We start from the raw sequence: 25216 nt of genomic DNA, 5'->3' as shown, positions 1-25216 counted from the left end.
AAGAAATGTTTGACTTGCTCATTTGCTTTTTTGATAGTGTGTGCTCACTTAAAATTTAACGTTGGCGCTTTGTTTTGTTCAGTTTTCAAAGAGCAATTTGTTTGCCGCATCTCTTAGCGACTTTAATATCTTAACATCTTATTACTACTTCGTCAATAACTTTTTTAAAAAAGTTTTTTCATTCTTTTTCAAAAGCTTTTACGTTGCAGCAACTTTTATAATATACCAGCGTATAAATCAATAGTCAATAGATTTTTTTAATATAATTCACTTTTGAATCTCATGACTGATTCCACTTGGACAAATTCTTTTTTCCCCTCATATACATTAGGCATTCCTCCTCGGTGCTCACCCTTTTAAACAGTCTGAAAAGGATGTTATATTTCTCGTTTATTGCCCTTTTGACTAAGTGATCGATTCTGTCATCCTGCAGATCGAATAGTATTTCATCCATCTCTCTTTTTAAAAGGTACTCCAATTCCATCTTTTCCTTGTCATTAATCAATAAACCGAGCATAGTTCACACCTCCACCAGACAGCATTCCCCATTGCCAGCATTTTTATGAATTTTCAACTGATTTTTTTGCATAACAATAATCCTCGCGCATAAATTTGAAGACAAGAGTACTTTGGACAAGGGGATGGATTAATGAAATTTTTCATGGTGCTTCAAGCCAAGAAGATCAAATATTATTCGTTAATATTACTTACGGCACTTTTTACCGCTTGGTTCCTTTTTGTACAAAACATTCTTCATGCCCCCGTTTTTTCTACAGAAGATGGGCCGAAAGCGGTTTATAAAGGGGAAAAGAATGTTGCGATCACGTTCAATATCGGCTGGGGTGATGAGAAAGCCGCTCCGATAATAGAGACATTAAAAAGGGAAAAGATTAAATCCGCCACCTTTTTCCTCTCGGGATCCTGGGCTGAACGTCATCCGGACATAGTTGCGGAAATTGTGAAAGAAGGATATGAAATCGGCATCCTTGGTTACGATTATAAGGATTATTCCGAAATGGAAGATCAGGAAATCATCCGGGATATTTCTAAAGCCCAGGAAGCATTTAAAAAACTTAATATAAAGAATATAGAACTTTTACGCGCTCCCACCGGTCACTTTGATAAACGCCTCTTAAAGATTAGCGAGAAATTCGGATATACCGTTGTCCATTGGAGCATCGATTCAAAGGATTGGACCAATCCGGGTGTGGATCGGATCGTACAGAACATCACCAAGGCCCAAAAGGGTGATATCATCTTATTACATGCTTCAGACTCAGCAAAACAAACGAATAAGGCTTTACCGGAGTTAATAAGTGAACTCCGATCAAAAAATTTAAACTTCGTTAACGTTTCAGAGATGATTTCCAATTCATCAGCAAGCAGTGAGGAAATTCGCTGACTGAAAAAACTGCGCACTAATGGTCTCCATGAACCTTTAGTACGCAGTTTTTATGTTTTGACTTCCTTATGTATGGCCCGGCTTACATATAGATTAGCTGCCTTTACCAAGTTCACCGGCTTTCATCTTTCCCTTTGCCGGAGTTTGCTTACGCCCTCTTTTACTAGCCAATTCCTTTTGTGAAATTTCAATCAATTTGCTCAGGACCAATAATTGATAAGCATTGCAGACCAGCAATGGAAACAGCATGAAGTAAAGCCAGCTTTCATCATTGGCACTTAGGACAGGTATCCACTCCAAAACCGTGAACACGACCATGAAAAATAAGGCTGGTATGAACGACTGTTTATTCGTTTGTTTCATTTTGAAATAAGCCGTAACAATCCCTGAGGCCAATACAACCAATGCTAACACGATGTAGGAACTGATCCCCTCGCCTGAACCAAAGCTAAGATATCGTAGGTAAACAAGATCGAAAACAACAAAAAGAATGAGTACAAGTTGAACGGCATTCCATAAAGAAGCGCTTTTAAATATTCCCAGACCAAAACGATGTATCGTTAAATAGGCAAAAAAGCCGGCTTGGCTTATGACACTGAAAATTAATCCAACACCGAATAACCAAATAAAAGTTGATAGGATGGCACTGACATCAAAAGAAGAGAAATAAGGTTTAAACTCACTCCACCGAGCCAAGAAACCTACAACTCCGCCCGTTACACCACCTATAAGCAATGTTGTTAAAAACAATTTAACTAAATTACGGCTGTTCATTGTTTTCCTCCATACATTTCTATTTCATTTCCTTAATTGTACCAACCAAATTTGGAAAAATCCACTTATTCCACCAAGGAATAATATCGCCGATTGGAACCATATTAACAGTAAGAAGGATGAAAGGGGCCCTGCGTATGAGAGTGGGAGTTGCTTTGCTTTTCACGTCATTCTTACTCGTTTGTTCCGGTTGTGCTCAAAATGGAGCAGGCGCAGAAAAAATGGAATATGAAGAGACAAAGAAGATGGTCGTCGATATCTTGAAGACAGATGATGGAAAAAAGGCAATCCAGGATATCATTACTGATGATAAAACGAAAGCTGAACTTATTATGGATTCGGATGACATTAAGAAATCCATTGAAGATATGGTCACTTCAGATAAAGGGAAGGAATTTTGGAAAAAGACATTTAATGATCCCGAATTCGCTTCCGCATATGCTAAAGCATTAGAAGACGAACATAAAAAGGTATTGAAGGACTTAACTGCTGATCCTCAGTATCGTGGAATGCTCATGGAAATAATGAAAGAACCGGATATGGAAAAAGAAATGAATAAGTTATTAAAAACCAAGGAGATGCGGTCGGTCTATAAAGAGCTGATCATCGAAACCATGGAGAGTCCTCTCGTCCAAGCTAAAATGCAAGAGAAATTGGATAAAGCAGCCACTAAAGCGGCCGAGAAGGAGAAAAAGTAAAAAGAACGAAATAAGGCTGATTCCAATCGGAATCAGCCTTATTTTTATTGTAGTTTTTCAATGACTTTTTTAGCAATATCTTCGTAAATCCTGCCTAGCCTATGGTCCGCTGCGTAAATGGATGGAGCAAAGTCCTCTTCGTTCCAATCCGGCTGTTGCAGGGGAAGTTGACCTAAAACTTCTGTACGAAGCTCTTCTGCAAGCTTCTGTCCGCCGCCTTTTCCGAAGACATATTCTTTTTCACCCGTCGTTTTACTTTCGAAGAATGACATGTTCTCTATGACACCAATGACTTCGTGTTCTGTCTTGATGGCCATGGCACCAGCTCTTGCAGCAACGAAGGCTGCAGTCGGATGCGGTGTCGTAACGATGATTTCTTTACATGATGGGAGCATCGTATGAACGTCCAAAGCAACATCGCCTGTACCCGGCGGTAAGTCAAGGACCAAATAGTCCAAATCTCCCCATTCCACTTCATTAAAGAAACTGTTGAGCATTTTTCCCAGCATCGGCCCTCTCCATATGATCGGCGCGTTATCCTCTACAAAAAAGCCCATTGAGATAACTTGAACGCCAAACCGTTCTACAGGAATGATTTTTTCCCCGCGAACAACCGGTCTTTTTGTTATCCCCATCATATCAGGTACGCTGAATCCATAAATATCGGCATCAACCAGTCCGACCTTTTTACCTAAACGAGCAAGTGAAGTGGCGAAATTCACTGAAATCGTAGATTTTCCCACTCCGCCTTTACCGCTGGCGATCGCGATGAATTGTGTCTTGCTGTTAGGGCCAAGCAAACCTTGGTCCGCTCCATCCTGAGGAATGCTTTCACGGTGCTTGGCTAACTCCTCTTCTGAAAGCTCCGCGAAACGGATGCCTACCGATTCCGCTCCGTTTGTTTTCAGCAAGTCCACAACTTCCGATTGCATTTGCATTTGCTCGGCAGTCCCCGTTTTCGCAATCGCAAGTTTAACGCTTACATGATTCTTTTCAGGTTTTATTTTGATCTCTATAATTCCATTTGTCTCTTCAAGGCTTTTATGTAGAAAAGGGTCTTTAAGATCCTTTAATAAATTCAGTACTTTCTCTTCTGTTAACAAGTCGAGCACCCCTTTGAATTTTATTTTCCCATTTTTCAGTATAACATATTACGGAAAAAAAGATTATTATCTGCCCCGCATGAGAAACCTGATTATTTCCCCATAATAAAGAGGCCTTGTACCTTACAAGACCCAGACATCACTTTTCTTCCGATAGTTTTTCCTCTGTAAAGTACCGTAAAATCCCCATATAAATTGAGCTGGCAACCTTTTCTTGATACTTATCACTGATAAGGCGTTCCCTTTCCTCGGTATTGGAAAGAAAGCCAATTTCCACAAGCGCTCCCGGCTTCTTAGCATAATTCATCAAATACACATGATTAATCGTTTTTGCATCACGCTTTGTATTTTCCAGGTTTCTGATGATTTCAGTCTGAATGAATTTTGCCACCTGTTCATTTTCCTCAAACCTGCTTGTATAAAAGGTCTGGGCACCTTTCGATGACGCTGATGGAAAAGAGTTCAAATGAATGCTTAAGAATAAGTCCGCTTCCGAATTATTGATCATTTCAACCCGATTCCGTAAGTCCTCCTGTTTTCGCTGGCGGATCCCCTTTGTATTTCCAGCCAAGTCCTCATCCTTCTCACGGGTCATGATGACAAGGGCACCCTGTTCCTGCAAATAGTCCCTGACCTTTAATGAAACGGAAAGGGCAATTTCCTTTTCCATAATCTCTTGTACATTTGCCCCGCCGTCCATTCCTCCGTGACCTGCATCCAGAATGATAACCTTACCTGCCAACGGAAGGTTCCAGGAGTCCCAAGAATCATCTTCAACAAATTTAAATGTCACAATTAAAAAAAGGACAAACAATCCCATAGCGATTCCTGTATATTTCAGCTTTCTGCGCATGACCGTTCCCCTTCCATGATCTCTCTACTAAAAAGTATGGGACAAACCATGGAATTAGAACAAGGAATGGGAATTTGCCTTCTTAATGCAGTTTCATTTTATATCGTTTTTCACCAGTCTTAAAGCCGTCCAGCCACCAATCCCCCACAAATCCTTCACAGCAATAAAACAAACCTTCATCAAAAGCATTATTCGCCGTAACTTCCCGCCAATACAAAATGAAGTTAAAAAGAGTATCTACCAAAAACTTCTCTTCCTTCCAGCACCTGGATCTAACATCTTCTTCCGACTCACCATAATAGCCAAACTTACTATAGTTAGCTCCTAATAAATAAGCCTCGATGGCAACATCAAAGTAGCCTTCCTCCAAAACATCCATCAAATCCTGTCCGAAGTAACGCTGAATCCTTCCCTTCATATCCTCGATAGAAAGTTCCCTGAGCAGCCTGCGTTCGAACTTCAATTGCCTTTCCCTTTGCATCTCCTGTAAACCTAATATCACAGCCATAATTCACCTCCGGGGCAATTCCCCATTTCCCAAAATTATTTCCCAAGACATAATTTAGTTTTAGCGTTCTATTTTGAACCATTCATTTATTCCATTGGCAAAAAATAATGAGGATAGGTTCGGCAAGTAAATTAATAATGCCTATCGATATGCAATATGCTATCTTCCATAAGCCTGTCAAAGGGCAGACTGCACTTATCAGATGATGTTTAATGGCAGAAAACTTGGAACTATCACCCATAACTCGCCACTCAGGCCGCTACCTGAGGCTGACCTTGCCGACTTGGGTCGCTCACTGCGCGTGTCTCTTTGGACCTTGATCAATACTATTTGAGATCTATTAAGATAAAAGGACATCCATGGTAAACGGATGTCCTTTGATATAACTTTTAAACTGTCCGAAATTCAATCGGTGATGCCTACACAAAGTTTTGAAATGGTTTCCCATTTTTTACTTTATATCTGTCCAGCTCTTTTCTTTAATCGTCCAGCAAGCGGCACTACAATTATACCGGCTATTACGACCTGCATTACGTTTCCAGGGATGGAGCCAAATGGCTGTATCCAGTTACCATAAAGAATAACTTCGACAAAATAGTAGCCGACGATTTTTATAATCAATGCAACGGCAACGGCGATAGTGTATACAAGTTCTCTTTTGCCTGGTACCTTTTCGGATATAAGGCCGGCTAGAAAGCCCATTGCTCCTACGATGACGAATGTAAACGGTGCCCATGCTGCCCAACCAGAGAATAGATCGAAGAAGGCCATTCCGAAGGCGCCTGCTATAGCCCCTGTTTTTTTGCCATATACCAAGGCTGCTATAAAAAGGGGAACGTTACCCAGATGGATCAGGCCTCCGTTACCCATTATTGGGAGCTTGATGTTGATGAACATTGTCGCTACAAGGGTTAATGCAATGAATAGCGCATTGATGACCAAGGCTTTTGTTTTAGTTGTTTCAATCGGTGAGTATGTTGAATTCATATGAAGTCCTCTTTCTTTTTTAAGTATTATCATACTCCTAAACAGGAACTAAATAAATATGGATTTTACAAAAAATTCTGTATTACATAAATAAACTCATGTGTAAACAAATGGAACATACCGTCACCAACGTCGCCGCGGCGTTTCATTTGGATCCCATGCTGAAAATGTGGTCAAATCTTTTTCCGGACATAAAAAAACACACCCAACATCATTGCACCCTGTACATTAAATAAATTTGATTGGCAATATAATCTGAACTAAAATGAAGCCCCTTTCTTAACCACCATATTATAATGCCTACCAATGAGGCTGTTTTAATGTCAATGTCAACATAATCAGCAAGTAGATCCTTTTTGGTATTCTTCCTTCTAATTTCTACTAATTGCTTTAACAATGAAAATAACTGGTCCTCAAACTGATTTGTTTTAAATAAAATAAGTAAATAATTCTGATGAATATATAAATAATCAAGCAATTGTGTTAGCTGTTGTTTTTCTGATAAATCTTTTGCATGTATTAAAGCAAAAATTTTATCGGAAAGCTCATTTAAAATCTCATCGGTGATTTGCGTTAGTAAATCTTGTATATCCTGATAATGTAGGTAAAATGTTGTCCGATTTAATCCTGCTTTGGCTGCGATTTTCTGAACCGTTAAATTTGAAATAGCAGGGTCCTCGCATAACAGAGCAATGACAGCGTTCTTAAACATTTCTCTTGACCGAATTGACGAGGATCTTCTTTTTTAGGTATAGACATTTTTAACTCCTTTATAGATTTTCTTTGACTTTCTCAACAGCATATATTTCTATGTCGATTAGTGAACAGTTTCAAGAAAACTGTACATGGTAAGCAACATATTTTTTTGTTGCCATCGATTTTATCGACACGGTGTTGAGAATGCAAGTCAAAAATGAAGGGGTTTACGAATGATCATAACGGAAAGAAATAAAAAAGTTTTATTAATTGTACTGATTGCCGGCTGTTTTTTATCAACATTAAATGAGTGGGACGTATTTCATGTAACGGCTGCAACTGTACAATGGTTATCAACAGGATTTATGCTAGTGAACGGTGTTTTAGTGCCGATTACTGCCTTTTTAATGAAACGGTTTACAACAAGGCAGCTATTTATTAGCTCGATGTTCTTTTTGTTCATCGGATCTTTACTTTGTGCATGTGCAGGGAATTTTGGTGTGCTGTTAACGGGAAGAATGATTCAAGCAATTGGTGCCGGGATTATTATGCCTCTAATGATGACAGTTATTTTATATTTATATCCTAGCGAAAAGCGTGGAAGCATTATGGGGACAATTGGCTTTGCGATGATTTTCGCTCCAGCCATAGCCCCTACATTATCTGGTTTTATCATTGAATATGTTTCATGGAGATGGCTATTTATTGGGTTAATCCCATTTATATTAATCGTCATAGCTCTAGCTTTCAAATATTTAATGAATGTTGCCGAGACAACAAAAGCAAAATTGGATATCATAAGTGTCATTTTATCGACGTTTGGTTTTGGCTGTATATTATTTGGATTTAGTAGCGCAGGAAGCAAGGGATGGGATGATCCCGTTGTCATTACTGCAATACTCGTCGGAATGATCGTGTCGACTCTATTCTGTTTACGACAAATGAAATCCAGCGATCCATTATTAAATTTATCTGTATTCAATTATAAAATGTTCACTCTCACATCTTTCATCAATGTACTAATTACGATGATCATGTATGCGGATTTAATTCTTTTACCCATTTACTTGCAAAATGGAAGGGGTTTTACAGCATTTGAAGCAGGTTTACTGTTATTACCTGGAGCTGTGATTAATGCCTTCTTATCCCCTGTCACAGGTAAAATGTATGATAAACATGGTGCTAAACCACTCTTTATTACAGGTTTGGTATTTATCATTGTTTCGATGTGGGGAGTCATAGATATAAACGAATCCACAACCTATAGCTATTTAATGGTTCGTACCATTATATTACGAATTGGCTTGAGCTTTATTACCATGCCATTAAATACAGCAGGGTTGAATGCTTTACCAAGAGAATTGGGTTCCCATGGTTCAGCTGTAAATAATACCATTCGCCAATTGTCAGGTGCTATTGGAACAGCAGTTGTCATCACAGTGTATACAATGCAGGCAACTTCACATGCTTCTGAGCTATCAATGAAAATGAAAATATATCAGCTATTCAACTAAAGGCATTAGCTTCCATCTTTGGCTCAAGTGATGCCTATGTTTTCATGTTAATCTTATCTTTTGTGGCGTTAATTTTTACATGCTTCATGCCGGGAAAAGCCGTAATCAAAAAAAGCCAAGGTGAATCTCATAACTAAAATTATTAAATGGAGTATTTAAATAAAAGCATATCCGGGAGATCCCAGATATGCTTTTTAATATTTCAGTTACACACATTTTTCGGGCATAAAAAAGACCCCCAACCGAAATGGTTGAGAGTCTTTGAAACGGTAATAGAATTAACGTTTTGAGAACTGAGGTGCACGACGTGCGCCTTTAAGACCGTATTTTTTACGCTCTTTCATACGTGGGTCACGAGTTAGTAAACCAGCAGTTTTAAGAGATGGACGGTATTCTGGATCAACTTGAAGCAATGCACGAGCGATACCGTGACGGATTGCTCCAGCTTGACCAGTGTATCCACCACCGCTAACGTTTACTAGAACGTCGTAATTTCCAGTAGTTTCTGTTGCAACTAGTGGTTGGTTTACAACTTCACGTAATGCTGCGAAAGGAATATATTCATTGATGTCACGACCGTTAATAACGATGCGACCTTCGCCTGGTACTAAACGTACACGAGCTACTGAGCTCTTACGGCGACCAGTACCATAATATTGAACTTGTGCCAAGATAGTAACCTCCTTAGTAATTATCCGCGTAATTCGTATACTTCTGGTTGTTGAGCAGCGTGTGGGTGCTCAGCTCCAGCGTATACGTGTAATTTTTTGTAGATTTGACGACCAAGAGAATTCTTTGGAAGCATACCTTTGATAGCAAGTTCAAGCATTCTCTCAGGGTAGTTTGTACGCATTTCAAGAGCAGTTCTAGTTTTAAGACCGCCTGGATGCATAGTGTGACGGTAATAAATTTTGTCAGTCAATTTTTTACCAGTCAAGTGGATTTTTTCAACATTGATTAGAATTACATGATCACCAGTGTCAATGTTCGGTGTAAAAGTTGGTTTATGTTTACCACGTAAGATGGATGCTACTTCAGTAGAAAGGCGACCCAAAGTTTTGCCTTCAGCGTCAATCACATACCATTTACGTTCTACTTCATTAGCTTTCGCCATAAATGTCGTACGCATGGTTAACCTCCTAAAAAACTTTTTAATTTTTTATATTTATTTTCAATCACAATAAACTTCCGGGGCTTATCGTGGGATTAAAATACATACCATATTATATTAACTTCTCCCAGATTCATTGTCAAGGGAATGTTACACTAGGATAAGTTGTCTATAAAACACTCTCTGCAACTCCATGAAAAGGTCAGTGTAGCGTCAAACCGCTCCATTACTGAGTTCATCTCGTTTCCCAGTTGTAAAAAAACTGGTATCACTTCGAAAATAATTTTATTTGTAAAATACTTTCCATAAATATAAGCCTTGGGCTGGTGCTGTTTTCCCTGCAAAACTGCGGTCCTTTTTGGCCAAAATCCCGCTCATATCACGGGGTGACATCTTGCCGCTGCCGACATCCAGAAGCGTCCCAACCAAGATACGCACCATGTTATACAAAAAACCTTCGCCAACGAAGCGGAAAACCATGAAACCATCGCTCTCTTCAAAATCCATCACTTGTATCTTTCGAACTTTATCGACCACTTCCGTTTTAGCCGAACAAAAACTTGTAAAGTCATGTGTCCCGATCAAGTAGGAGATTGCTTCCCTCATCGCCTCCCCATCTAATGGGTAGGGATAATGATAAGCGTAATTTCGCTGGAACGGATCCCGCAGTTTCGAGCGGGCTATGATATAACGGTACTCTTTCCCAGTCGTATGGAACCTTGCATGAAAATCGTCAGGCACGATGTCAACTTCCATAACGATGATATCGTTCGGAAGAAGGGCGCTGAACGCCTTTACCCAATTTTCCGTAGGGAATGTAAGGGGCGATTCAAAGTGAAGTACCTGCCCCTTTGCATGGACCCCTGAATCTGTCCTGCCTGAAGCAGTCACTTTTATAATTGTGCCTTTATGCATTTGGGCCAAGACTGCCTCGAATTCACTTTGTATGGTGCGCTTCTCAGGCTGCACCTGATAACCAGCAAAATCCGTGCCGTCATAAGCGATCACACATTTATATTTTGGCATAGTTCTCTTCCTTATTATGAACGTAATAAAAATAACATGACCGTTAGAACACCGATTGAGACCATCAAAAGACTATCACTCATCTTCCAGTTCAATTGGCGATATTTCGTACGGCCTTCCCCGCCTCGGTATCCTCTTGATTCCATGGCAGTTGCCAATTCCTCAGCCCGTTTGAACGAACTAACAAATAAAGGAACAAGCAGCGGTACAATCGATTTAACCCTGTCCTTTATCGGGCCAGATGAAAAGTCAACGCCCCTTGCAGTTTGTGCCTTCATGATTTTTTCCGTTTCCTCCATTAGCGTTGGAATGAAACGAAGGGCAATGGACATCATCAATGCCAGTTCATGTACAGGCATCTTCCACTTTTTCAAGGGTCCCAACAGCTCTTCCATCCCATCTGTGATGGATATCGGGGATGTCGTCAAAGTTAAAAGTGACGTAACAAGGATTAATAAAGTAAATCTTACTGATATGAAAAAACCTTGAATCAGACCGCCTTCATAGATTTCAAACCAACCGTATTCAAAAAGCAAATCCCCTTCTTTCGTAAAAAATATATGGAGAAGGAATGTAAATACGATCAAGAAAAAGATTGGTTTTAACCCATTATAAAGATAACGAAGCGGTATTTTGGAAAGAATGATCAAAAGGATGGTGAATACAGCAAGCAAACCGTAAGAAACGACATTATTCGCCAAAAAGACGACACAAACAAACAGGAACACGAGGAGCAATTTAGCCCTTGGATCCATCTTGTGCATCAGTGAATTTGCAGGGACATAACGCCCGATAATCATTTTATCCAGCATTAGCGGTTCCCCCGTTTCATGGCTTTATCTATTTCTATCGCTAAATCACCGATATTAAGACATGGATGATCAAATCGAACACCAAGTTCCTTCTGGAGCTTTAGCTGAAAACGGACCGTATCAGGAACATCCAGGCCAAGCTCCATTAATTGTTCCGGCTCTGAGAAAATTTCCTGGGGGGTTCCCTTTTTGAACACCGTACCCTTATGCATGATAATGATGTCATCCGCGTACTTGGCTGCATCCTCCATGCTATGAGTCACCAGAATCGTTGAAATTCCTCTTGCTTTATGCAGATCATAAAACATATCCATGATTTCTTTGCGTCCTCGCGGATCCAGACCCGCTGTAGGCTCATCAAGCACCAATACTTCCGGCTCCATGGCAAGCACCCCAGCGATGGCCACCCGTCGCATTTGTCCGCCGGATAAGTCGAATGGAGATTTTTCAAGAACTTCTTCATTCAAACCGACTTGCGCGATGGCTTTCCTGGCCAGTTTCTTCGCATCGATTTCAGAAACGCCAAAATTCATCGGACCGAAACATATATCCTTTTCAACCGTTTCATCAAATAACTGATGTTCCGGAAACTGAAAAACAATTCCGACCTTTTGTCTTATTGGCCGCAAAGCCTTTTCTTTTCTTCCGGCTTCAATCGTCCGATCCCCAATGAAAACCCGACCCTTCGTCGGTTTTAAAAGAGCATTTAAATGCTGCAGTAGCGTGGATTTCCCGGACCCTGTATGCCCGATGATTGCGGTATAGGTTCCCGGCTCCATTGAAATATTGACATCATGAAGGGCTAGATGTTCAAAAGGAGTATTCACCTGATAGCGGTATTCTACATCATCGAGTGTAATTCGCATAAATCCTTCACCAACTCTTCCTCTGTCAAATGCCCATCAACTACACGAACACCATTTTTTTGTAACTCCTTGGTTAGTTTCACTGAAAAGGGAATATCCAGACCAAGAGCAATCAATTCTTCCTCTAACTCAAAAATATCCTGAGGCGATCCTTCACGATATAGCCGACCTTGGTTCATGACTATCATTCGATCAGCTTTCGCAGCTTCCTCAAGATCATGGGTGATTGATATGACAGTAATATCGTTTTCCTGCTTTAATTCCCTAACTGTTTCAAGCACTTCTTCACGGCCTCTTGGGTCAAGCATGGAGGTTGCTTCATCTAAGATGATTATGTCTGGCTGCAGGGCTATTACACCTGCTATGGCCACTCTTTGCTTTTGACCGCCGGATAGATGGTGCGGCTCTTGATTAAGAAAGGCATTCATTTTAACCTTATTTAACGCACCATGAACACGCTCCACCATAACCTGCTGAGAAACACCGGCGTTTTCTAAACCAAAAGCCACATCATCCTGAACTGTAGTGCCTACAAATTGATTATCTGGGTTTTGAAAAACCATGCCAATTTTCTGGCGTACATCCCAAACGGATTCTTCTGTCAAAAGTTGATCATTAATCGTAATGGTACCTGAGTTAGCGAACTGTAGACCATTCAGTAACTTCGCTAATGTCGACTTGCCAGAGCCATTATGTCCGACAATCGCAAGCCACTCCCCCTGATGAATATCAAAAGAAACATCATCCAAGGCGTTTCGAGACTGACCCTCATATTTAAAAACAATATTATTTAAAGAAACCAGCTTCTTCACCATGTGGCCCTCCTCATTCTCGACTGCACTCGTCTAAACTAAACTCTGCTCACTCAATATAAATTTAGTAGTTTTTCCTTCTGAAAATATAAAAAAACGCTGCACCCCTTCCACCGAAAGAATTTTCGGTAAATTAAGAGCAGCTAACAGCGGGCCTGTTACGAAAAACAGGTTATCTTATAATCGCTTATCAAAAGCGGGAAGGGATGCTTGAGCTAGACGTGAAGGCTCCCTGCATGATACAGGTTCCGCCAGCCATCGTAACACTCAATGCGAATTTCTAAATGACAGAATTTCTATTTTAAAAAAAAGAAAAAGGGCATAGAACAAGTGAGTATATTCATTTGTCCCGCCCTTTTTCATCGTTGTTATTAAACTAATTCAATAACCACGACTGGTGCACCGTCACCGCGGCGTGGACCAACTTTCATGATACGAGTGTATCCACCTTGACGTTCTTCATAACGTGGAGCCACGTCACTGAATAGTTTTTGAAGGGCATCTGTGCCATTCTCAGCGTCAGCGATTTCGTTACGGATGAAAGATGCAGCTTGACGGCGTGCATGCAAGTCACCACGTTTACCAAGAGTGATCATTTTATCTACTACAGAACGTAATTCCTTTGCACGTGCTTCAGTAGTTTCAATGCGCTCATGGATAATAAGATCCGTAGCTAAATCACGAAGTAATGCTTTACGTTGTGCGCTAGTGCGTCCTAACTTTCTGTAACCCATTAGAGATTCCCTCCTTTGTTGAAGTTCTATATTGTGTGTCTATAACAAGGCTCACAACATAATGGATTGATTCCGCCATGTTATCAGTCGTCTTTACGAAGACCTAAGCCTAATTCTTCTAGTTTCGCTTTCACTTCTTCAAGTGATTTACGTCCTAGATTACGTACTTTCATCATATCTTCTTCCGTTTTATGAGCTAGCTCTTGAACGGTATTGATTCCAGCACGCTTCAAGCAGTTGTAAGAACGAACAGAAAGGTCTAATTCTTCGATCGTCATCTCAAGAACTTTTTCTTTTTGATCTTCTTCTTTTTCAACCATGATTTCAGCATTTTGAGCTTCATCGGTTAAACCAACAAAGATATTTAAATGCTCTGTTAAAATCTTAGCTCCAAGTGCTACCGCTTCTTGCGGACCAGTACTGCCATCAGTCCAAACATCGAACGTTAACTTGTCAAAGTTAGACAACTGTCCAACACGTGTATTTTCAACTTGGAAAGATACGCGTGAAACTGGAGTGTAAAGAGCATCGATTGGAATTACACCAATTGGCTGGTCTTCTCTCTTGTTTTGAACAGCAGGAGTGTAGCCGCGGCCGCGACGTGCAGATAAACGCATACGCATATGACCGTTTTTACCAATTGTAGCAATATATAAATCCGGATTAAGAATTTCTACATCACTATCATGAGTGATATCAGCAGCCGTGATGACTCCGTCACCTTGAACGTCAATTTCCAGCGTCTTCTCTTCATCAGAGTAAATCTTAAGAGCTAGTTTTTTCACATTAAGAATGATAGATGTTACATCTTCCACGACGCCTTCAATTGTTGAGAACTCATGTAGCACTCCATCAATTTGTATAGCTGTGACAGCAGCACCTGGGAGTGAGGATAAAAGGATACGACGTAAGGAGTTACCCAATGTAGTACCATACCCACGCTCTAGTGGCTCTACGACGAATTTACCGTATTTGGTATCGTCGTTGATTTCAACCGTTTCGATTTTTGGTTTTTCTATTTCGATCATCAATAAACCCTCCTTCAAAACGTCAAAACCCCGGCAAGTAAACGAAGTCACTTAACCGAAATTCCCCATGTATACGTTCCCGCTGTGCGCAACAACTGAAAATTAATCCTCTGTAAGAACGCAAACTCAGTATTATATCCCATTATTGACAGGAATACAAAATCTATACAGAAAAATTAAACACGGCGACGTTTTGGTGGACGGCATCCGTTATGTGGAACTGGAGTTACATCTTTAATTGCAGTTACTTCTAGGCCAGCAGCTTGAAGTGCACGAATAGCAGCCTCACGTCCAGCACCAGGTCCTTTAACTGTAACTTCAAGAGTTTTCATACCATGTTCAATTGATGTTTTAGCAGCTGTTTCTGCAGCCATTTGTGCAGCGAACGGAGTGGATTTACGAGATCCACGGAATCCTAGAGCTCCAGCACTTGACCAAGAAATAGCATTACCATGAGAGTCAGTGATCGTAACGATAGTGTTATTGAATGTTGAACGAATATGTGCAATACCAGTTTCTATATTCTTTTTCACACGACGTTTACGTGTATTAGTTTTACGTGCCATGAAAAGTAACCTCCTTTACTAATTATTTTTTCTTGTTAGCTACAGTACGACGAGGTCCTTTACGCGTACGAGCATTGTTTTTTGTATTTTGACCGCGAACAGGAAGACCACGACGGTGACGTAAACCACGGTAAGAACCGATTTCCATTAAACGTTTGATGTTTAGGGAGATTTCACGACGAAGGTCGCCTTCTACTTTAAGCTTGTCAATGATATCACGAATTTTGTTCAATTCGTCTTCCGTTAAGTCACGAACGCGAGTTTCTTCAGAAACGCCTGCTTCTGCAAGAATCTTGATCGCTGTTTGTTTTCCAATACCATATATATATGTTAATGAGATAACAATACGTTTGTCACGGGGAATATCTACTCCAGCAATACGTGCCATGCTTGAGTGCACCTCCTTCTATTTAGCCTTGTTTTTGTTTATGTTTAGGGTTTTCGCAAATAACCATAACTTTACCTTTTCTGCGGATAACTTTACACTTTTCGCAGATTGGTTTGACTGATGGTCTGACTTTCATTGCTATCTAACCTCCTTATACAGATCGGAGCGAAACCGGATTATTTGAACCGGTATGTGATTCTGCCGCGAGTTAGATCATACGGGGAAAGCTCAACCGTAACTTTATCTCCAGGCAAAATGCGAATAAAGTGCATACGAATTTTACCGGATACATGAGCTAAAACAGTATGACCATTTTCTAATTCTACCTTAAACATTGCATTTGGCAAAGTCTCTTGTACTGTGCCTTCTACTTCAATTACATCATCTTTCGCCATTAAAGTGATTCTCCCTTCTCTATGCGTGAACCTATTAAAGGTACACATCTTTCCGTCAACATTACTACAGTCCAATCATCCTCATAAGTCTTACAATTCTGCATCAAGTATTCACCATTTTGTAGAACCAGGCTTTAACTGAGGACCTTTATCAGTTGGACCGAAATGAGGATTTTATGGGCCCTCATGTAAGTCTTGACCGATTCCGTGACCGACATACTCTCGAAATAGAGAAGCAATTAGTCTCGACATAGGTTTGAATAGCATGGGAGATGTTTGAAAGGCGCACGCCTGACATAGCTTCTTTCAACCCTCTATATCACGACTCTTTAGGAATCCCAATAGAGTCACTGCATTTCTTCATCAATTTTGCCGACCGGATATGTCCATGAAGATCACTTAAAAAGTAATCGCCCAATTCAGGGAATACCAAGTACAAGAACCTGATTAATAAATGTGCGAATGCTCTCGCGAAATCCATTATACCCTTTGTATTATAGGAATGCACCAAGTTTAACTAGTAAGTTATAAAAATGGTATGAATTTCATAAATCAATACGAATGATTAATTTTGTAAAGCACCAAGCAACACATCGATATTTTCAAATACCTTATTAATATCTTGCTGTCCGTTAATGTTGACCAAGTATCCTTTATCTCCGTAGAAATCAAGAAGTGGCTTGGTTTGTTTCAAATTCACATCTAAGCGATTTTGAACCGTTTCTGCATTATCGTCGGCACGTTGATATAATTCTCCGCCGCAGCGGTCGCATACATCATCTTTAGCAGGAGGATTGAAAACAAGATGGTATGTCGCACCACATGATTTGCAAATACGACGTCCTGTCAATCTTTCCATTAAGATGCTTTTATCAACATCGATATTAATGACAAAATTCATTTTGCGATCTAAATCAGTAAGAATGCCTTCAAGTGCTTCCGCCTGTGCCACAGTACGTGGAAATCCATCAAGCAAAAATCCTTTGAGGCAGTCTTCCTTGCTTAACCGTTCACGTACGATGCCAATGGTAACTTCATCAGGTACCAATTCGCCTTTGTCCATGAATGATTTCGCCTTTAGACCTAATTCTGTTCCATCTTTGATAGCTGTTCGGAACATATCTCCAGTAGAGATATGAGGGATATTATATTTTTCTACGATTTGTTCAGCTTGAGTGCCCTTACCAGCACCCGGCAGACCCATTAACACTAGATTCAATTTTCTTCCCCCTCAAACTCTATAATGGGTAAAGGGAACAAGCCGTTCCCAAAACTCATTACTTTATAAAGCCTTTATAGTGTCTCTTCACAAGTTGTGATTCCAGCTGCTTCATCGTATCAAGGGCAACCCCCACTACGATCAGCAAACTGGTTCCACCAATCTGTGCAGATTGAGGCAGATCAGCAAGCTTAATGAAAAATACCGGTAAAACGGCAATGATGGCTAAAAATATAGAGCCTACAAACGTCAGACGGTATAAAACACGTGTTAAATATTCTTGTGTACTCTTACCTGGACGAATCCCCGGCACATAGCCACCTTGCTTTTTCAAATTCTCAGCCATTTGTTCAGGGTTAACCTGAATGAATGCATAAAAATACGCAAAAGCAATGATAAGAGCAACATATATGATCATACCAATTGGCTTGGTATAATCAAGATTTGTTGATATCCAACTAGTCACGCTGTTCTTTCCAAAGAAAGAAGCGATTGTAGTGGGAGTAATGATAAATGCCATTGCAAAGATTACCGGAATAACCCCCGCAGCATTTACTTTCAATGGTAAATGAGTAGACTGGCCACCCATTTGTGTACGACCTACCGCAGCACGTTTCGCATACTGAATAGGAATTTTACGTAATGCCTGCTGAATGAAGATAACAGCAACCACGATTGCTAATACTGCTAAAACAATGAGGATAATCGTTATGATTCGTAAGAATAATTGATCACCGGCATTTTCAAATTGTTGGGCGTAAATCTGATTTGCCGTAGTTGGCAAACTAGCTACGATACCAGCAAAGATAATGATGGAGATCCCATTACCCACACCCTTAGCAGTGATCAGCTCCCCTAACCACAAAAGAAAAGCTGTTCCTGCCGTTAAGACAGTCGCAATAAGCAAGTATGTTGCAATTCCAGGATTTTCAATCAACTGTCCACCTGACATATTATTGAACCCATAAGACATTCCAACAGCTTGGATAAATCCTAGGATAATAGTGAAGTAACGAGTGAATTGAGCTAATTTACGGCGCCCTGCTTCCCCTTGTTTAGACCATTCAGTGAACTTAGGAACAACATCCATCTGTAACAGCTGAACGATGATGGATGCCGTGATGTAAGGCATGATACCCATCGCTAATATCGAAAAGTTTTGCAGTGCTCCGCCGCCAAAGGTATTTAAAAGACCGATGACGCTCAGCTGGTCCTGTTCAGCGAGAAAATCGGCATTCACATGCGGTACAGGTATAAATGTACCGATGCGATAGACGATTAACATTAGAAGGGTAAAAATAATCTTATTCCTTATTTCACCCACGCGCATAAAATTGGAGATCGTGCGAAACATTAGATCACCTCTGTATTACCGCCAGCAGCTTCGATAGCTTCTTTAGCAGTAGACGAGAATTTGTGAGCTTTAACAGTAAGCTTTTTCTCAATGCTTCCTTTGGCAAGAATTTTGATTCCTGCTTTTTCTTTACTTACAACCCCAGTCTCAAGTAAAAGAGCTGGTGTTACTTCAGTACCGTCTTCGAAAAGATTTAACGTATCAAGATTCACGATAGCATAGTCTTTACGGTTGATGTTGGTAAATCCACGTTTAGGTAAACGTCTGAATAGAGGAGTTTGACCCCCTTCAAATCCAAGACGCACACCGCCGCCGGAGCGAGCGTTTTGTCCTTTGTGTCCTTTACCTGCTGTTTTACCGTTACCAGATCCAATACCGCGACCTTTACGTTTACGTTCTTTACGAGAACCTTCTGCAGCTTTTAACTCATGAAGTTTCATGTTGGCACCTCCTTGTTAAGTTAAAAATTATTTTATTGTTCTTTTACAGTAACAAGATGAGCAACTTTGGTAATCATACCGCGAATCGCAGGGTTATCTTCTTGAACAACCGTTTGATGCATTTTGCGTAAACCCAAAGTGTTAACTGTAACACGTTGATCTTCAGGACGACCAATCAAGCTGCGAGTGAGGGTGATTTCTAATTTATTAGCCATAATTCGATTTCCCTCCTTATCCTAACAGTTCTTGTACTGATTTTCCACGTAACTTAGCTACGTCTTCAGCACGTTTCAATTGCTTCAATCCTTCAATTGTTGCGCGAACCATATTAATAGGTGTATTAGTACCTAGTGATTTAGACAAGATATCACTAACTCCGCCTAATTCAAGTACCGCACGAACAGGACCACCAGCAATTACTCCTGTACCTTCAGAAGCTGGTTTCAATAGAATGTGACCTGCGCCATAGCGACCGTTCACAAGGTGAGGAATAGTAGTACCAACCATCGGTACAGTAATTAGATTTTTCTTAGCATCCTCAATAGCTTTACGGATAGCATCCGGAACTTCTTGAGCTTTACCAGTACCAAATCCAACATGACCATTTTTATCACCAACAACAACTAGTGCAGTGAAACGGAAACGACGTCCGCCTTTAACAACTTTAGCTACACGATTTACTGTAACTACGCGTTCTTCAAGTTCTAATTTATTAGGATCAATGCTACGCATCTGTTATGTCCCTCCTTATCCATTAAAATTCTAAGCCGTTTTCACGAGCAGCGTCAGCCAATGCTTTAACACGACCATGGAAGAGGTAACCACCGCGGTCAAATACCACAGCTTTGAAACCTTTTTCAACAGCACGTTTCGCAATAAGTTCGCCAACTTTTTGAGCTGCTTCAGCATTGCTACCTGCTTCGATACTGATCTCTTTATCAAGAGTTGAAGCACTTGCCAATGTTACGCCTTTTGCATCGTCAATTAATTGTGCGTAAATGTGTTTGTTTGAACGAAACACATTTAAACGAGGACGAGCTTCTGTTCCAGAAAGCTTAGCACGTACACGCGCATGTCTTTTCTGACGAGTAGCATTTTTATCAAGCTTCGTAATCATTTACGTCACTCCTTTCGTTTACTTATGCGGCATTACTTACCAGTTTTACCTTCTTTACGACGAACGAATTCGCCTTCGTAACGGATACCTTTACCTTTATACGGTTCAGGCGGGCGAACATCACGGATATTAGCTGCTAGAGCTCCTACACGTTCTTTGCTTGCACCTTTGACGATTACTTTTGTATTAGAAGGAACTTCGACTTCAACGCCAGCTTCTGGCTCTATTTCTACAGGGTGGGAATATCCTACGTTAAGGACAAGCTTGTTACCTTGCTTTTGTGCACGGTACCCAACCCCAATAAGTTCAAGTGATTTTACGAAACCTGTTGATACACCTTCAACCATGTTAGAGATAAGTGCGCGAGTAGTACCGTGTAAAGAACGGTGAGTCTTCTCGTCAGACGGACGTGTAACAGTTAACACGTTCTCTTCAACAACGATTGAAAGGTCAGGACTGAATGATCTAGTTAATTCACCTTTAGGTCCTTTAACAGTTACTTCACTTCCAGTAACAGTAACTGTTACGCCTGCAGGGATTTCAATAGGTTTTTTACCTATACGAGACATAATGTGCACCTCCATTCTTGTGAAAATGTATTACCAAACGTATGCTAAAACTTCTCCGCCAACTTGTTTAGAGCGAGCTTCCTTGTCTGTTAAAACTCCGTGAGAAGTAGAAACAATTGCGATACCTAAACCGTTAAGAACGCGTGGTACCTCTCCAGTTTTTGCATATACACGCAAACCAGGTTTGCTGATACGTTTTAGACCAGTGATAACACGTTCGTTGTTTGCACCGTATTTTAAGAAGATACGGATGATACCTTGTTTGTTGTCTTCGATTAATTCAAAGTCACGTACGAAGCCTTCACTTTTTAAGATCTCAGCAATTTCCTTTTTGATCTTTGAAGCAGGAACTTCCAGTTTTTCGTGACGAACCATATTCGCATTACGGATGCGAGTAAGCATATCTGCAATAGGATCTGTCATGACCATTATATTTTACCTCCTTCCCAAACTCGGGTTTTACCAGCTAGCTTTTTTAACGCCAGGAATTTGTCCTTTATATGCAAGTTCGCGGAAACAAATACGACAAAGTTTAAATTTACGTAATACTGAATGTGGACGTCCGCAACGTTCGCAACGTGTATATTCTTGTACTTTAAACTTCTGTTCGCGTTTTTGCTTTACGATCATAGACTTTTTAGCCACGATTTCGCCTCCCTTTATTTAGAGATTACTTTTGGAACGGCATTCCAACTTGAGTAAGTAGTTCACGAGCTTCTTCGTCAGTGTTGGCAGTCGTTACGATAACGATGTCCATACCACGAACTTTGCTCACTTTATCGTAATCAATCTCAGGGAAGATAAGTTGTTCTTTAACGCCTAATGTATAGTTCCCACGTCCGTCAAAGGATTTCTTTGAAACGCCGCGGAAATCACGTACACGCGGTAAAGATACAGATACTAGCTTATCAAGGAATTGATACATACGCTCTCCACGTAATGTAACTTTCGCTCCGATAGGCATACCTTCACGCAAACGGAAGCCTGCGATTGATTTTTTTGCTTTTGTTATAACTGGTTTTTGACCAGTGATCAATGTAAGTTCTTCAACAGCTGTATCTAAAGCTTTCGAGTTAGATACTGCGTCACCCACACCCATGTTAATAACGATTTTCTCAATGTTTGGTACTTGCATTACTGATTGATAGTTGAATTTACCCATCAATGACGGTGTAATTTCACTTTTGAATTTTTCTTTAAGGCGGCTCATTGCTTAGTGTACCTCCCTTCATTTATGACTTATTTATCTAAAGATTCACCTGAAATTTTAGCTACGCGTACTTTTTTACCATTTTCGATCTTATATCCAACACGAGTCGGTTTACCTGATTTAGGATCAAGTGGCATTACATTGGATACGTGAATAGCAGCTTCTTTGCTGATAATTCCACCTTGTGGATTAAGTTGAGATGGCTTGGAATGCTTTTTCACGATGTTAATTCCTTCAACAAGCACACGATTTTGTTTCGGATATGCAGAAAGAATTGTTCCTTGTTTGCCTTTGTCCTTACCAGAGATGACTACGACTTTGTCACCTTTTTTAACATGCATTAGCTTGGCACCTCCTTGAAAGGCTTTATACAAATTTTACATATTATAGAACTTCTGGAGCAAGAGAAACGATCTTCATGAAACTATTGTCACGTAATTCACGAGCAACAGGTCCAAAAATACGTGTTCCACGTGGGCTCTTATCGTCACGGATAATTACACATGCGTTTTCATCGAAACGAATGTAAGAACCGTCAGGACGACGCATACCACGTTTTGTACGGACAACAACAGCCTTAACGACTTCACCTTTTTTAACAACGCCTCCTGGTGTTGCTTGTTTGACTGTACAAACGATGATATCACCGATGTTTGCAGTTTTACGGCCAGAACCACCTAGGACTTTAATTGTTAGCACTTCACGAGCACCAGAATTGTCAGCGACTTTTAAACGAGATTCTTGTTGAATCATGTACGGTACCTCCCTTCGGAATTAGCTTAATCCGAACTATATTAAATGATTACTGCTTTTTCTACTACTTCTACAAGACGGAAGCGTTTTGTAGCTGAAAGTGGACGAGTTTCCATGATACGTACTACGTCGCCTGCTTTAGCTTCGTTTAGCTCGTCATGAGCTTTAAACTTTTTAGAGTATTTCACGCGTTTACCGTATAAAGAATGCTTTTTATAGGTTTCTACAACAACTGTAACTGTTTTATCCATTTTGTCGGATACTACGCGTCCAGTGTAGATTTTGCGTTGGTTGCGTTCGCTCATTCTGCAAACCTCCATTCATTATCGATTAGTGACACCGATCTCTCTTTGACGAACAACTGTTTTCATACGAGCAATCGATTTGCGAACTTCACGGATGCGAGCTGTATTTTCAAGTTGTCCAGTAGCTAACTGGAAACGAAGATTAAATAGTTCTTCTTTAAGAGATTTTAGTTTTTGTTCAATTTCAGCAGTGGTTAGATCTTTGATTTCATTAGCTTTCATTTGTTTCACCACCAATTTCCTCTCTTTTTACAAACTTGCATTTGATTGGAAGTTTGTGTGCTGCAAGGCGCAATGCTTCTCTTGCCACCTCTTCAGATACACCAGAGATTTCAAACATAACTTTGCCGGGTTTAACTACTGCTACCCAACCTTCAGGAGCACCTTTACCGGAACCCATCCGTACTTCAAGCGGCTTAGCTGTGTAAGGTTTGCTTGGGAAGATTTTGATCCAAACTTTCCCTCCACGTTTCATATAACGAGTCATCGCAATACGAGCTGCTTCGATTTGGCGGTTCGTGATCCAGGAAGCTTCTTGAGCTTGAAGTCCAAATTCTCCAAAATGAACTTCAGTGCCGCCTTTAGCCATCCCTCTCATCTTACCGCGGTGTTCACGACGGTATTTTACGCGTTTTGGCAATAACATATTATTTTCCTCCTTCCTCAGATTTCTTCTTAGTAGGAAGAACTTCTCCACGGTAGATCCAAACTTTCACGCCTAGCTTACCGTAAGTAGTATCTGCTTCAGCATGAGCATAGTCTATGTCTGCACGAAGTGTGTGAAGTGGAACTGTTCCTTCGCTGTAATGTTCAGCACGAGCAATATCAGCACCGCCAAGACGACCAGAAACTTGAGTTTTGATTCCTTTTGCTCCAGAACGCATAGTACGTTGGATAGCTTGCTTTTGAGCGCGACGGAATGAAACACGGTTTTCTAATTGACGAGCGATGTTTTCTGCAACCAATTTTGCATCAAGATCTGCTCTTTTAATTTCGATGATATTGATATGAACTCTTTTGCCAGTCAACTGGTTCAAAGCTTTACGAAGTGCTTCGACTTCAGTACCGCCTTTACCGATAACCATTCCTGGTTTAGCAGTGTGGACAGATACATTGATACGGTTAGCTGCACGTTCGATTTCAACTTTTGAAACAGAAGCATCATTTAGACGTTTCGCGATATATTCACGAACTTTGATGTCTTCATGCAAAAGAACTGCGTAGTCTTTATCAGCGTACCATTTGGATTCCCAGTCACGGATTATCCCGATACGCATACCGATTGGATTTACCTTTTGACCCACAGATTACCCCTCCTTCTTTTCTGATACAACGATTGTAATATGACTAGTACGTTTGTTAATTGCACTCGCACGACCTTGAGCGCGAGGACGGAAACGTTTTAATGTTGGTCCTTCGTTAACGTATGCCTCTGAAACGACTAGGTTATTAATATCCATTTCGTAGTTGTGTTCTGCATTTGCGATAGCAGATTTCAGAATTTTTTCTACGACTGGAGAAGCAGATTTTGGTGTTAAGCGAAGAATCGCTACTGCTTCACCTACTTGTTTTCCTCGAATTAAATCTGCGACTAAACGCACTTTACGAGGAGCAATACGAACTGTTTTAGCGACAGCTTTAGCTTGCATGAGATGCCCTCCTCTCATTAACGTCTTGTTTTCTTGTCATCACTTGCGTGACCTTTATAAGTGCGTGTAGGCGCGAATTCGCCTAGTTTGTGACCTACCATATCTTCTGTTACATAAACCGGCACATGCTTACGACCGTCATAAACGGCGATTGTGTGTCCGATGAATTGCGGGAAGATTGTTGAGCGACGAGACCAAGTTTTTACTACCTGTTTCTTGTCAGCTTCATTTAATTTTTCAACTTTTACCAATAAATGATCATCAACAAAAGGCCCTTTTTTTAAGCTACGACCCATGCGAGTACCTCCCTTCGTGACTGTTCTACGG

At 40.5% G+C, this 25216-nt stretch carries 38 protein-coding genes and 2 pseudogenes; 3 read left to right on the top strand and 37 right to left on the bottom strand.

The features are described from left to right. Positions 1 to 280: 280 nt before the first annotated feature. On the bottom strand, positions 281 to 517 hold the full coding sequence (locus V3595_RS25030; RefSeq protein WP_137016870.1) for a hypothetical protein: 237 nt from the start codon (positions 515 to 517) through the stop codon (positions 281 to 283). A 132-nt stretch (positions 518 to 649) separates the two neighbouring features. Between V3595_RS25030 and pdaB the strand changes: the two genes are divergently transcribed. Next, a complete protein-coding gene (gene pdaB / locus V3595_RS25025) occupies positions 650 to 1402 on the top strand; it encodes a polysaccharide deacetylase family sporulation protein PdaB (RefSeq protein WP_413020147.1) in 753 nt (250 codons plus the stop codon). A 93-nt stretch (positions 1403 to 1495) separates the two neighbouring features. Here pdaB and V3595_RS25020 read toward each other — a convergent pair whose 3' ends face one another. Then, positions 1496 to 2176: a KinB-signaling pathway activation protein gene (locus V3595_RS25020; RefSeq protein ID WP_485910355.1), complete on the bottom strand. Its 681-nt coding sequence runs from the start codon at positions 2174 to 2176 to the stop codon at positions 1496 to 1498. Between the two features lie 137 nt (positions 2177 to 2313). Here V3595_RS25020 and gerD point away from each other — a divergent pair, with 137 nt between their 5' ends. After that, the gene (gene gerD, locus V3595_RS25015) at positions 2314 to 2874 is read left to right on the top strand and encodes a spore germination lipoprotein GerD (RefSeq protein ID WP_101225885.1); all 561 of its coding nucleotides are present in this window, start codon (positions 2314 to 2316) and stop codon (positions 2872 to 2874) included. Between the two features lie 44 nt (positions 2875 to 2918). On the opposite strand, the gene V3595_RS25010 is transcribed toward gerD, so the two are convergent. The 5 genes and pseudogenes from V3595_RS25010 to V3595_RS24990 all read right to left on the bottom strand — a co-directional run bounded on the left by V3595_RS25010 (position 2919) and on the right by V3595_RS24990 (position 7084). Further along, entirely contained in the window at positions 2919 to 3977 is a 1059-nt protein-coding gene (locus V3595_RS25010) for an Mrp/NBP35 family ATP-binding protein (protein ID WP_485910353.1), read from the bottom strand. A gap of 139 nt (positions 3978 to 4116) precedes the next feature. Further along, positions 4117 to 4830 (bottom strand): N-acetylmuramoyl-L-alanine amidase CwlD, encoded by a 714-nt coding sequence (cwlD, locus tag V3595_RS25005; protein WP_402907238.1) that lies wholly within the window; start codon positions 4828 to 4830, stop codon positions 4117 to 4119. A gap of 82 nt (positions 4831 to 4912) precedes the next feature. Next, positions 4913 to 5338: a DUF2521 family protein gene (locus V3595_RS25000; protein WP_101225882.1), complete on the bottom strand. Its 426-nt coding sequence runs from the start codon at positions 5336 to 5338 to the stop codon at positions 4913 to 4915. A gap of 456 nt (positions 5339 to 5794) precedes the next feature. Then, entirely contained in the window at positions 5795 to 6325 is a 531-nt protein-coding gene (locus tag V3595_RS24995) for an ECF transporter S component (RefSeq protein WP_063235811.1), read from the bottom strand. Positions 6326 to 6536: 211 nt separating this feature from the next. Continuing rightward, positions 6537 to 7084, bottom strand: a pseudogene (locus tag V3595_RS24990) (TetR/AcrR family transcriptional regulator). Positions 7085 to 7254: 170 nt separating this feature from the next. On the opposite strand from V3595_RS24990, the pseudogene V3595_RS24985 reads away from it, so the two are divergent. Further along, positions 7255 to 8672, top strand: a pseudogene (locus V3595_RS24985) (DHA2 family efflux MFS transporter permease subunit). A gap of 141 nt (positions 8673 to 8813) precedes the next feature. On the opposite strand, the gene rpsI reads toward V3595_RS24985, so the two are convergent. The 30 genes from rpsI to rpsS all read right to left on the bottom strand — a co-directional run bounded on the left by rpsI (position 8814) and on the right by rpsS (position 25185). After that, on the bottom strand, positions 8814 to 9206 hold the full coding sequence (rpsI, locus tag V3595_RS24980) for a 30S ribosomal protein S9 (RefSeq protein WP_034304957.1): 393 nt from the start codon (positions 9204 to 9206) through the stop codon (positions 8814 to 8816). Between the two features lie 20 nt (positions 9207 to 9226). After that, positions 9227 to 9664, bottom strand: coding sequence for a 50S ribosomal protein L13 (rplM, locus tag V3595_RS24975; RefSeq protein WP_034304960.1), 438 nt, complete (start codon positions 9662 to 9664; stop codon positions 9227 to 9229). 267 nt (positions 9665 to 9931) lie between these two features. Continuing rightward, a complete protein-coding gene (gene truA, locus V3595_RS24970) occupies positions 9932 to 10672 on the bottom strand; it encodes a tRNA pseudouridine(38-40) synthase TruA (RefSeq protein ID WP_485910350.1) in 741 nt (246 codons plus the stop codon). 14 nt (positions 10673 to 10686) lie between these two features. Continuing rightward, positions 10687 to 11484, bottom strand: coding sequence for an energy-coupling factor transporter transmembrane component T family protein (locus V3595_RS24965; RefSeq protein ID WP_137024085.1), 798 nt, complete (start codon positions 11482 to 11484; stop codon positions 10687 to 10689). Next, complete coding sequence (locus V3595_RS24960) at positions 11484 to 12350, bottom strand: energy-coupling factor ABC transporter ATP-binding protein (protein WP_053537046.1); 867 nt, start codon at positions 12348 to 12350, stop codon at positions 11484 to 11486. The genes V3595_RS24965 and V3595_RS24960 overlap by 1 nt, the downstream gene beginning before the upstream one ends. After that, the gene (locus V3595_RS24955) at positions 12326 to 13165 is read right to left on the bottom strand and encodes an energy-coupling factor ABC transporter ATP-binding protein (RefSeq protein ID WP_101225875.1); all 840 of its coding nucleotides are present in this window, start codon (positions 13163 to 13165) and stop codon (positions 12326 to 12328) included. Before V3595_RS24955 ends, V3595_RS24960 begins: the two co-directional genes overlap by 25 nt. A 368-nt stretch (positions 13166 to 13533) precedes the next feature. Continuing rightward, positions 13534 to 13896: a 50S ribosomal protein L17 gene (gene rplQ / locus V3595_RS24950; RefSeq protein ID WP_034304973.1), complete on the bottom strand. Its 363-nt coding sequence runs from the start codon at positions 13894 to 13896 to the stop codon at positions 13534 to 13536. 83 nt (positions 13897 to 13979) lie between these two features. Next, entirely contained in the window at positions 13980 to 14924 is a 945-nt protein-coding gene (locus V3595_RS24945; protein ID WP_034304976.1) for a DNA-directed RNA polymerase subunit alpha, read from the bottom strand. A gap of 176 nt (positions 14925 to 15100) precedes the next feature. Further along, on the bottom strand, positions 15101 to 15490 hold the full coding sequence (gene rpsK, locus V3595_RS24940) for a 30S ribosomal protein S11 (RefSeq protein WP_028390438.1): 390 nt from the start codon (positions 15488 to 15490) through the stop codon (positions 15101 to 15103). A 22-nt stretch (positions 15491 to 15512) separates the two neighbouring features. Beyond that, entirely contained in the window at positions 15513 to 15878 is a 366-nt protein-coding gene (gene rpsM, locus V3595_RS24935) for a 30S ribosomal protein S13 (RefSeq protein ID WP_034304978.1), read from the bottom strand. A gap of 22 nt (positions 15879 to 15900) precedes the next feature. Next, positions 15901 to 16014: a 50S ribosomal protein L36 gene (gene rpmJ / locus V3595_RS24930; RefSeq protein ID WP_003156543.1), complete on the bottom strand. Its 114-nt coding sequence runs from the start codon at positions 16012 to 16014 to the stop codon at positions 15901 to 15903. A 40-nt stretch (positions 16015 to 16054) separates the two neighbouring features. After that, on the bottom strand, positions 16055 to 16273 hold the full coding sequence (infA, locus tag V3595_RS24925; RefSeq protein ID WP_028390440.1) for a translation initiation factor IF-1: 219 nt from the start codon (positions 16271 to 16273) through the stop codon (positions 16055 to 16057). A 565-nt stretch (positions 16274 to 16838) separates the two neighbouring features. Next, positions 16839 to 17492, bottom strand: coding sequence for an adenylate kinase (locus tag V3595_RS24920; RefSeq protein ID WP_402907258.1), 654 nt, complete (start codon positions 17490 to 17492; stop codon positions 16839 to 16841). Between the two features lie 58 nt (positions 17493 to 17550). Beyond that, entirely contained in the window at positions 17551 to 18846 is a 1296-nt protein-coding gene (secY, locus tag V3595_RS24915; protein WP_034304981.1) for a preprotein translocase subunit SecY, read from the bottom strand. Next, complete coding sequence (rplO, locus tag V3595_RS24910) at positions 18846 to 19286, bottom strand: 50S ribosomal protein L15 (RefSeq protein ID WP_034304982.1); 441 nt, start codon at positions 19284 to 19286, stop codon at positions 18846 to 18848. Before rplO ends, secY begins: the two co-directional genes overlap by 1 nt. 32 nt (positions 19287 to 19318) lie before the next feature. Further along, a complete protein-coding gene (gene rpmD / locus V3595_RS24905; RefSeq protein ID WP_034304984.1) occupies positions 19319 to 19501 on the bottom strand; it encodes a 50S ribosomal protein L30 in 183 nt (60 codons plus the stop codon). 16 nt (positions 19502 to 19517) lie between these two features. Beyond that, positions 19518 to 20018: a 30S ribosomal protein S5 gene (gene rpsE / locus V3595_RS24900; RefSeq protein WP_034304987.1), complete on the bottom strand. Its 501-nt coding sequence runs from the start codon at positions 20016 to 20018 to the stop codon at positions 19518 to 19520. Between the two features lie 22 nt (positions 20019 to 20040). After that, positions 20041 to 20403: a 50S ribosomal protein L18 gene (gene rplR, locus V3595_RS24895; RefSeq protein ID WP_076372859.1), complete on the bottom strand. Its 363-nt coding sequence runs from the start codon at positions 20401 to 20403 to the stop codon at positions 20041 to 20043. 32 nt (positions 20404 to 20435) lie between these two features. Then, positions 20436 to 20972 carry a 50S ribosomal protein L6 gene (gene rplF, locus V3595_RS24890; RefSeq protein ID WP_137016892.1) on the bottom strand — a complete coding sequence of 179 codons (537 nt, stop codon included), beginning with the start codon at positions 20970 to 20972 and terminating at the stop codon, positions 20436 to 20438. Between the two features lie 30 nt (positions 20973 to 21002). Then, positions 21003 to 21401, bottom strand: a complete 399-nt coding sequence (gene rpsH, locus V3595_RS24885) for a 30S ribosomal protein S8 (RefSeq protein WP_034304995.1) — start codon at positions 21399 to 21401, stop codon at positions 21003 to 21005. A 30-nt stretch (positions 21402 to 21431) separates the two neighbouring features. After that, positions 21432 to 21617, bottom strand: coding sequence for a type Z 30S ribosomal protein S14 (locus V3595_RS24880; RefSeq protein ID WP_034304998.1), 186 nt, complete (start codon positions 21615 to 21617; stop codon positions 21432 to 21434). A 25-nt stretch (positions 21618 to 21642) separates the two neighbouring features. Beyond that, positions 21643 to 22182: a 50S ribosomal protein L5 gene (gene rplE / locus V3595_RS24875; protein WP_048677889.1), complete on the bottom strand. Its 540-nt coding sequence runs from the start codon at positions 22180 to 22182 to the stop codon at positions 21643 to 21645. Between the two features lie 29 nt (positions 22183 to 22211). Continuing rightward, positions 22212 to 22523 (bottom strand): 50S ribosomal protein L24, encoded by a 312-nt coding sequence (gene rplX, locus V3595_RS24870; protein WP_034305002.1) that lies wholly within the window; start codon positions 22521 to 22523, stop codon positions 22212 to 22214. 43 nt (positions 22524 to 22566) lie between these two features. Further along, the gene (rplN, locus tag V3595_RS24865; RefSeq protein WP_034305005.1) at positions 22567 to 22935 is read right to left on the bottom strand and encodes a 50S ribosomal protein L14; all 369 of its coding nucleotides are present in this window, start codon (positions 22933 to 22935) and stop codon (positions 22567 to 22569) included. A gap of 41 nt (positions 22936 to 22976) precedes the next feature. Further along, positions 22977 to 23240 (bottom strand): 30S ribosomal protein S17, encoded by a 264-nt coding sequence (gene rpsQ / locus V3595_RS24860; protein WP_048677887.1) that lies wholly within the window; start codon positions 23238 to 23240, stop codon positions 22977 to 22979. Positions 23241 to 23258: 18 nt separating this feature from the next. After that, positions 23259 to 23462, bottom strand: a complete 204-nt coding sequence (gene rpmC, locus V3595_RS24855) for a 50S ribosomal protein L29 (protein ID WP_034305010.1) — start codon at positions 23460 to 23462, stop codon at positions 23259 to 23261. Then, positions 23452 to 23886, bottom strand: coding sequence for a 50S ribosomal protein L16 (gene rplP, locus V3595_RS24850; RefSeq protein WP_034305012.1), 435 nt, complete (start codon positions 23884 to 23886; stop codon positions 23452 to 23454). Before rplP ends, rpmC begins: the two co-directional genes overlap by 11 nt. Before the next feature lies 1 nt (position 23887). After that, a complete protein-coding gene (gene rpsC, locus V3595_RS24845) occupies positions 23888 to 24544 on the bottom strand; it encodes a 30S ribosomal protein S3 (protein ID WP_034305014.1) in 657 nt (218 codons plus the stop codon). A gap of 3 nt (positions 24545 to 24547) precedes the next feature. Next, positions 24548 to 24889 (bottom strand): 50S ribosomal protein L22, encoded by a 342-nt coding sequence (gene rplV / locus V3595_RS24840; RefSeq protein WP_034305017.1) that lies wholly within the window; start codon positions 24887 to 24889, stop codon positions 24548 to 24550. A 17-nt stretch (positions 24890 to 24906) separates the two neighbouring features. Beyond that, positions 24907 to 25185, bottom strand: a complete 279-nt coding sequence (rpsS, locus tag V3595_RS24835; protein WP_034305018.1) for a 30S ribosomal protein S19 — start codon at positions 25183 to 25185, stop codon at positions 24907 to 24909. Positions 25186 to 25216 lie beyond the last annotated feature (31 nt).

Origin of the sequence: Bacillus sp. CFBP9009, assembly GCF_036541465.1 — a bacterium.
Classification (GTDB): Bacteria; Bacillota; Bacilli; order Bacillales; family DSM-1321; genus Peribacillus.
The sequence above is the reverse complement of the archived record's forward strand: the minus strand, read 5'-3'. Positions and strand labels throughout refer to the sequence as shown.

Excerpts from the sequence above, each read along its gene's own strand:
- rplP (WP_034305012.1), bottom strand. The coding sequence starts at position 23,886 with ATGTTATTGCCAAAACGCGTAAAATACCGTCGTGAACACCGCGGTAAG.
- rpmJ (WP_003156543.1), bottom strand. The coding sequence starts at position 16,014 with ATGAAAGTCAGACCATCAGTCAAACCAATCTGCGAAAAGTGTAAAGTT.
- cwlD (WP_402907238.1), bottom strand. The coding sequence starts at position 4,830 with ATGCGCAGAAAGCTGAAATATACAGGAATCGCTATGGGATTGTTTGTC.
- V3595_RS24945 (WP_034304976.1), bottom strand. The coding sequence starts at position 14,924 with ATGATCGAAATAGAAAAACCAAAAATCGAAACGGTTGAAATCAACGAC.
- V3595_RS24960 (WP_053537046.1), bottom strand. The coding sequence starts at position 12,350 with ATGCGAATTACACTCGATGATGTAGAATACCGCTATCAGGTGAATACT.
- pdaB (WP_413020147.1), top strand. The coding sequence starts at position 650 with ATGAAATTTTTCATGGTGCTTCAAGCCAAGAAGATCAAATATTATTCG.
- rpmD (WP_034304984.1), bottom strand. The coding sequence starts at position 19,501 with ATGGCTAATAAATTAGAAATCACCCTCACTCGCAGCTTGATTGGTCGT.
- rplQ (WP_034304973.1), bottom strand. The coding sequence starts at position 13,896 with ATGGGTTACAGAAAGTTAGGACGCACTAGCGCACAACGTAAAGCATTA.
- infA (WP_028390440.1), bottom strand. The coding sequence starts at position 16,273 with ATGGCGAAAGATGATGTAATTGAAGTAGAAGGCACAGTACAAGAGACT.
- secY (WP_034304981.1), bottom strand. The coding sequence starts at position 18,846 with ATGTTTCGCACGATCTCCAATTTTATGCGCGTGGGTGAAATAAGGAAT.
- rpmC (WP_034305010.1), bottom strand. The coding sequence starts at position 23,462 with ATGAAAGCTAATGAAATCAAAGATCTAACCACTGCTGAAATTGAACAA.
- rplM (WP_034304960.1), bottom strand. The coding sequence starts at position 9,664 with ATGCGTACGACATTTATGGCGAAAGCTAATGAAGTAGAACGTAAATGG.
- rpsM (WP_034304978.1), bottom strand. The coding sequence starts at position 15,878 with ATGGCACGTATTGCTGGAGTAGATATTCCCCGTGACAAACGTATTGTT.
- truA (WP_485910350.1), bottom strand. The coding sequence starts at position 10,672 with ATGCCAAAATATAAATGTGTGATCGCTTATGACGGCACGGATTTTGCT.
- rplX (WP_034305002.1), bottom strand. The coding sequence starts at position 22,523 with ATGCATGTTAAAAAAGGTGACAAAGTCGTAGTCATCTCTGGTAAGGAC.
- V3595_RS24965 (WP_137024085.1), bottom strand. The coding sequence starts at position 11,484 with ATGCTGGATAAAATGATTATCGGGCGTTATGTCCCTGCAAATTCACTG.
- V3595_RS25020 (WP_485910355.1), bottom strand. The coding sequence starts at position 2,176 with ATGAACAGCCGTAATTTAGTTAAATTGTTTTTAACAACATTGCTTATA.
- V3595_RS24995 (WP_063235811.1), bottom strand. The coding sequence starts at position 6,325 with ATGAATTCAACATACTCACCGATTGAAACAACTAAAACAAAAGCCTTG.
- rpsH (WP_034304995.1), bottom strand. The coding sequence starts at position 21,401 with ATGGTCATGACAGATCCTATTGCAGATATGCTTACTCGCATCCGTAAT.
- rplR (WP_076372859.1), bottom strand. The coding sequence starts at position 20,403 with ATGATTACGAAGCTTGATAAAAATGCTACTCGTCAGAAAAGACATGCG.
- rplE (WP_048677889.1), bottom strand. The coding sequence starts at position 22,182 with ATGAGCCGCCTTAAAGAAAAATTCAAAAGTGAAATTACACCGTCATTG.
- rplF (WP_137016892.1), bottom strand. The coding sequence starts at position 20,972 with ATGTCTCGTATAGGTAAAAAACCTATTGAAATCCCTGCAGGCGTAACA.
- rpsE (WP_034304987.1), bottom strand. The coding sequence starts at position 20,018 with ATGCGTAGCATTGATCCTAATAAATTAGAACTTGAAGAACGCGTAGTT.
- V3595_RS24955 (WP_101225875.1), bottom strand. The coding sequence starts at position 13,165 with ATGGTGAAGAAGCTGGTTTCTTTAAATAATATTGTTTTTAAATATGAG.
- rpsS (WP_034305018.1), bottom strand. The coding sequence starts at position 25,185 with ATGGGTCGTAGCTTAAAAAAAGGGCCTTTTGTTGATGATCATTTATTG.
- V3595_RS25030 (WP_137016870.1), bottom strand. The coding sequence starts at position 517 with ATGCTCGGTTTATTGATTAATGACAAGGAAAAGATGGAATTGGAGTAC.
- rplN (WP_034305005.1), bottom strand. The coding sequence starts at position 22,935 with ATGATTCAACAAGAATCTCGTTTAAAAGTCGCTGACAATTCTGGTGCT.
- rplO (WP_034304982.1), bottom strand. The coding sequence starts at position 19,286 with ATGAAACTTCATGAGTTAAAAGCTGCAGAAGGTTCTCGTAAAGAACGT.
- rpsQ (WP_048677887.1), bottom strand. The coding sequence starts at position 23,240 with ATGAGCGAACGCAACCAACGCAAAATCTACACTGGACGCGTAGTATCC.
- gerD (WP_101225885.1), top strand. The coding sequence starts at position 2,314 with ATGAGAGTGGGAGTTGCTTTGCTTTTCACGTCATTCTTACTCGTTTGT.
- V3595_RS25000 (WP_101225882.1), bottom strand. The coding sequence starts at position 5,338 with ATGGCTGTGATATTAGGTTTACAGGAGATGCAAAGGGAAAGGCAATTG.
- rplV (WP_034305017.1), bottom strand. The coding sequence starts at position 24,889 with ATGCAAGCTAAAGCTGTCGCTAAAACAGTTCGTATTGCTCCTCGTAAA.
- rpsK (WP_028390438.1), bottom strand. The coding sequence starts at position 15,490 with ATGGCACGTAAAACTAATACACGTAAACGTCGTGTGAAAAAGAATATA.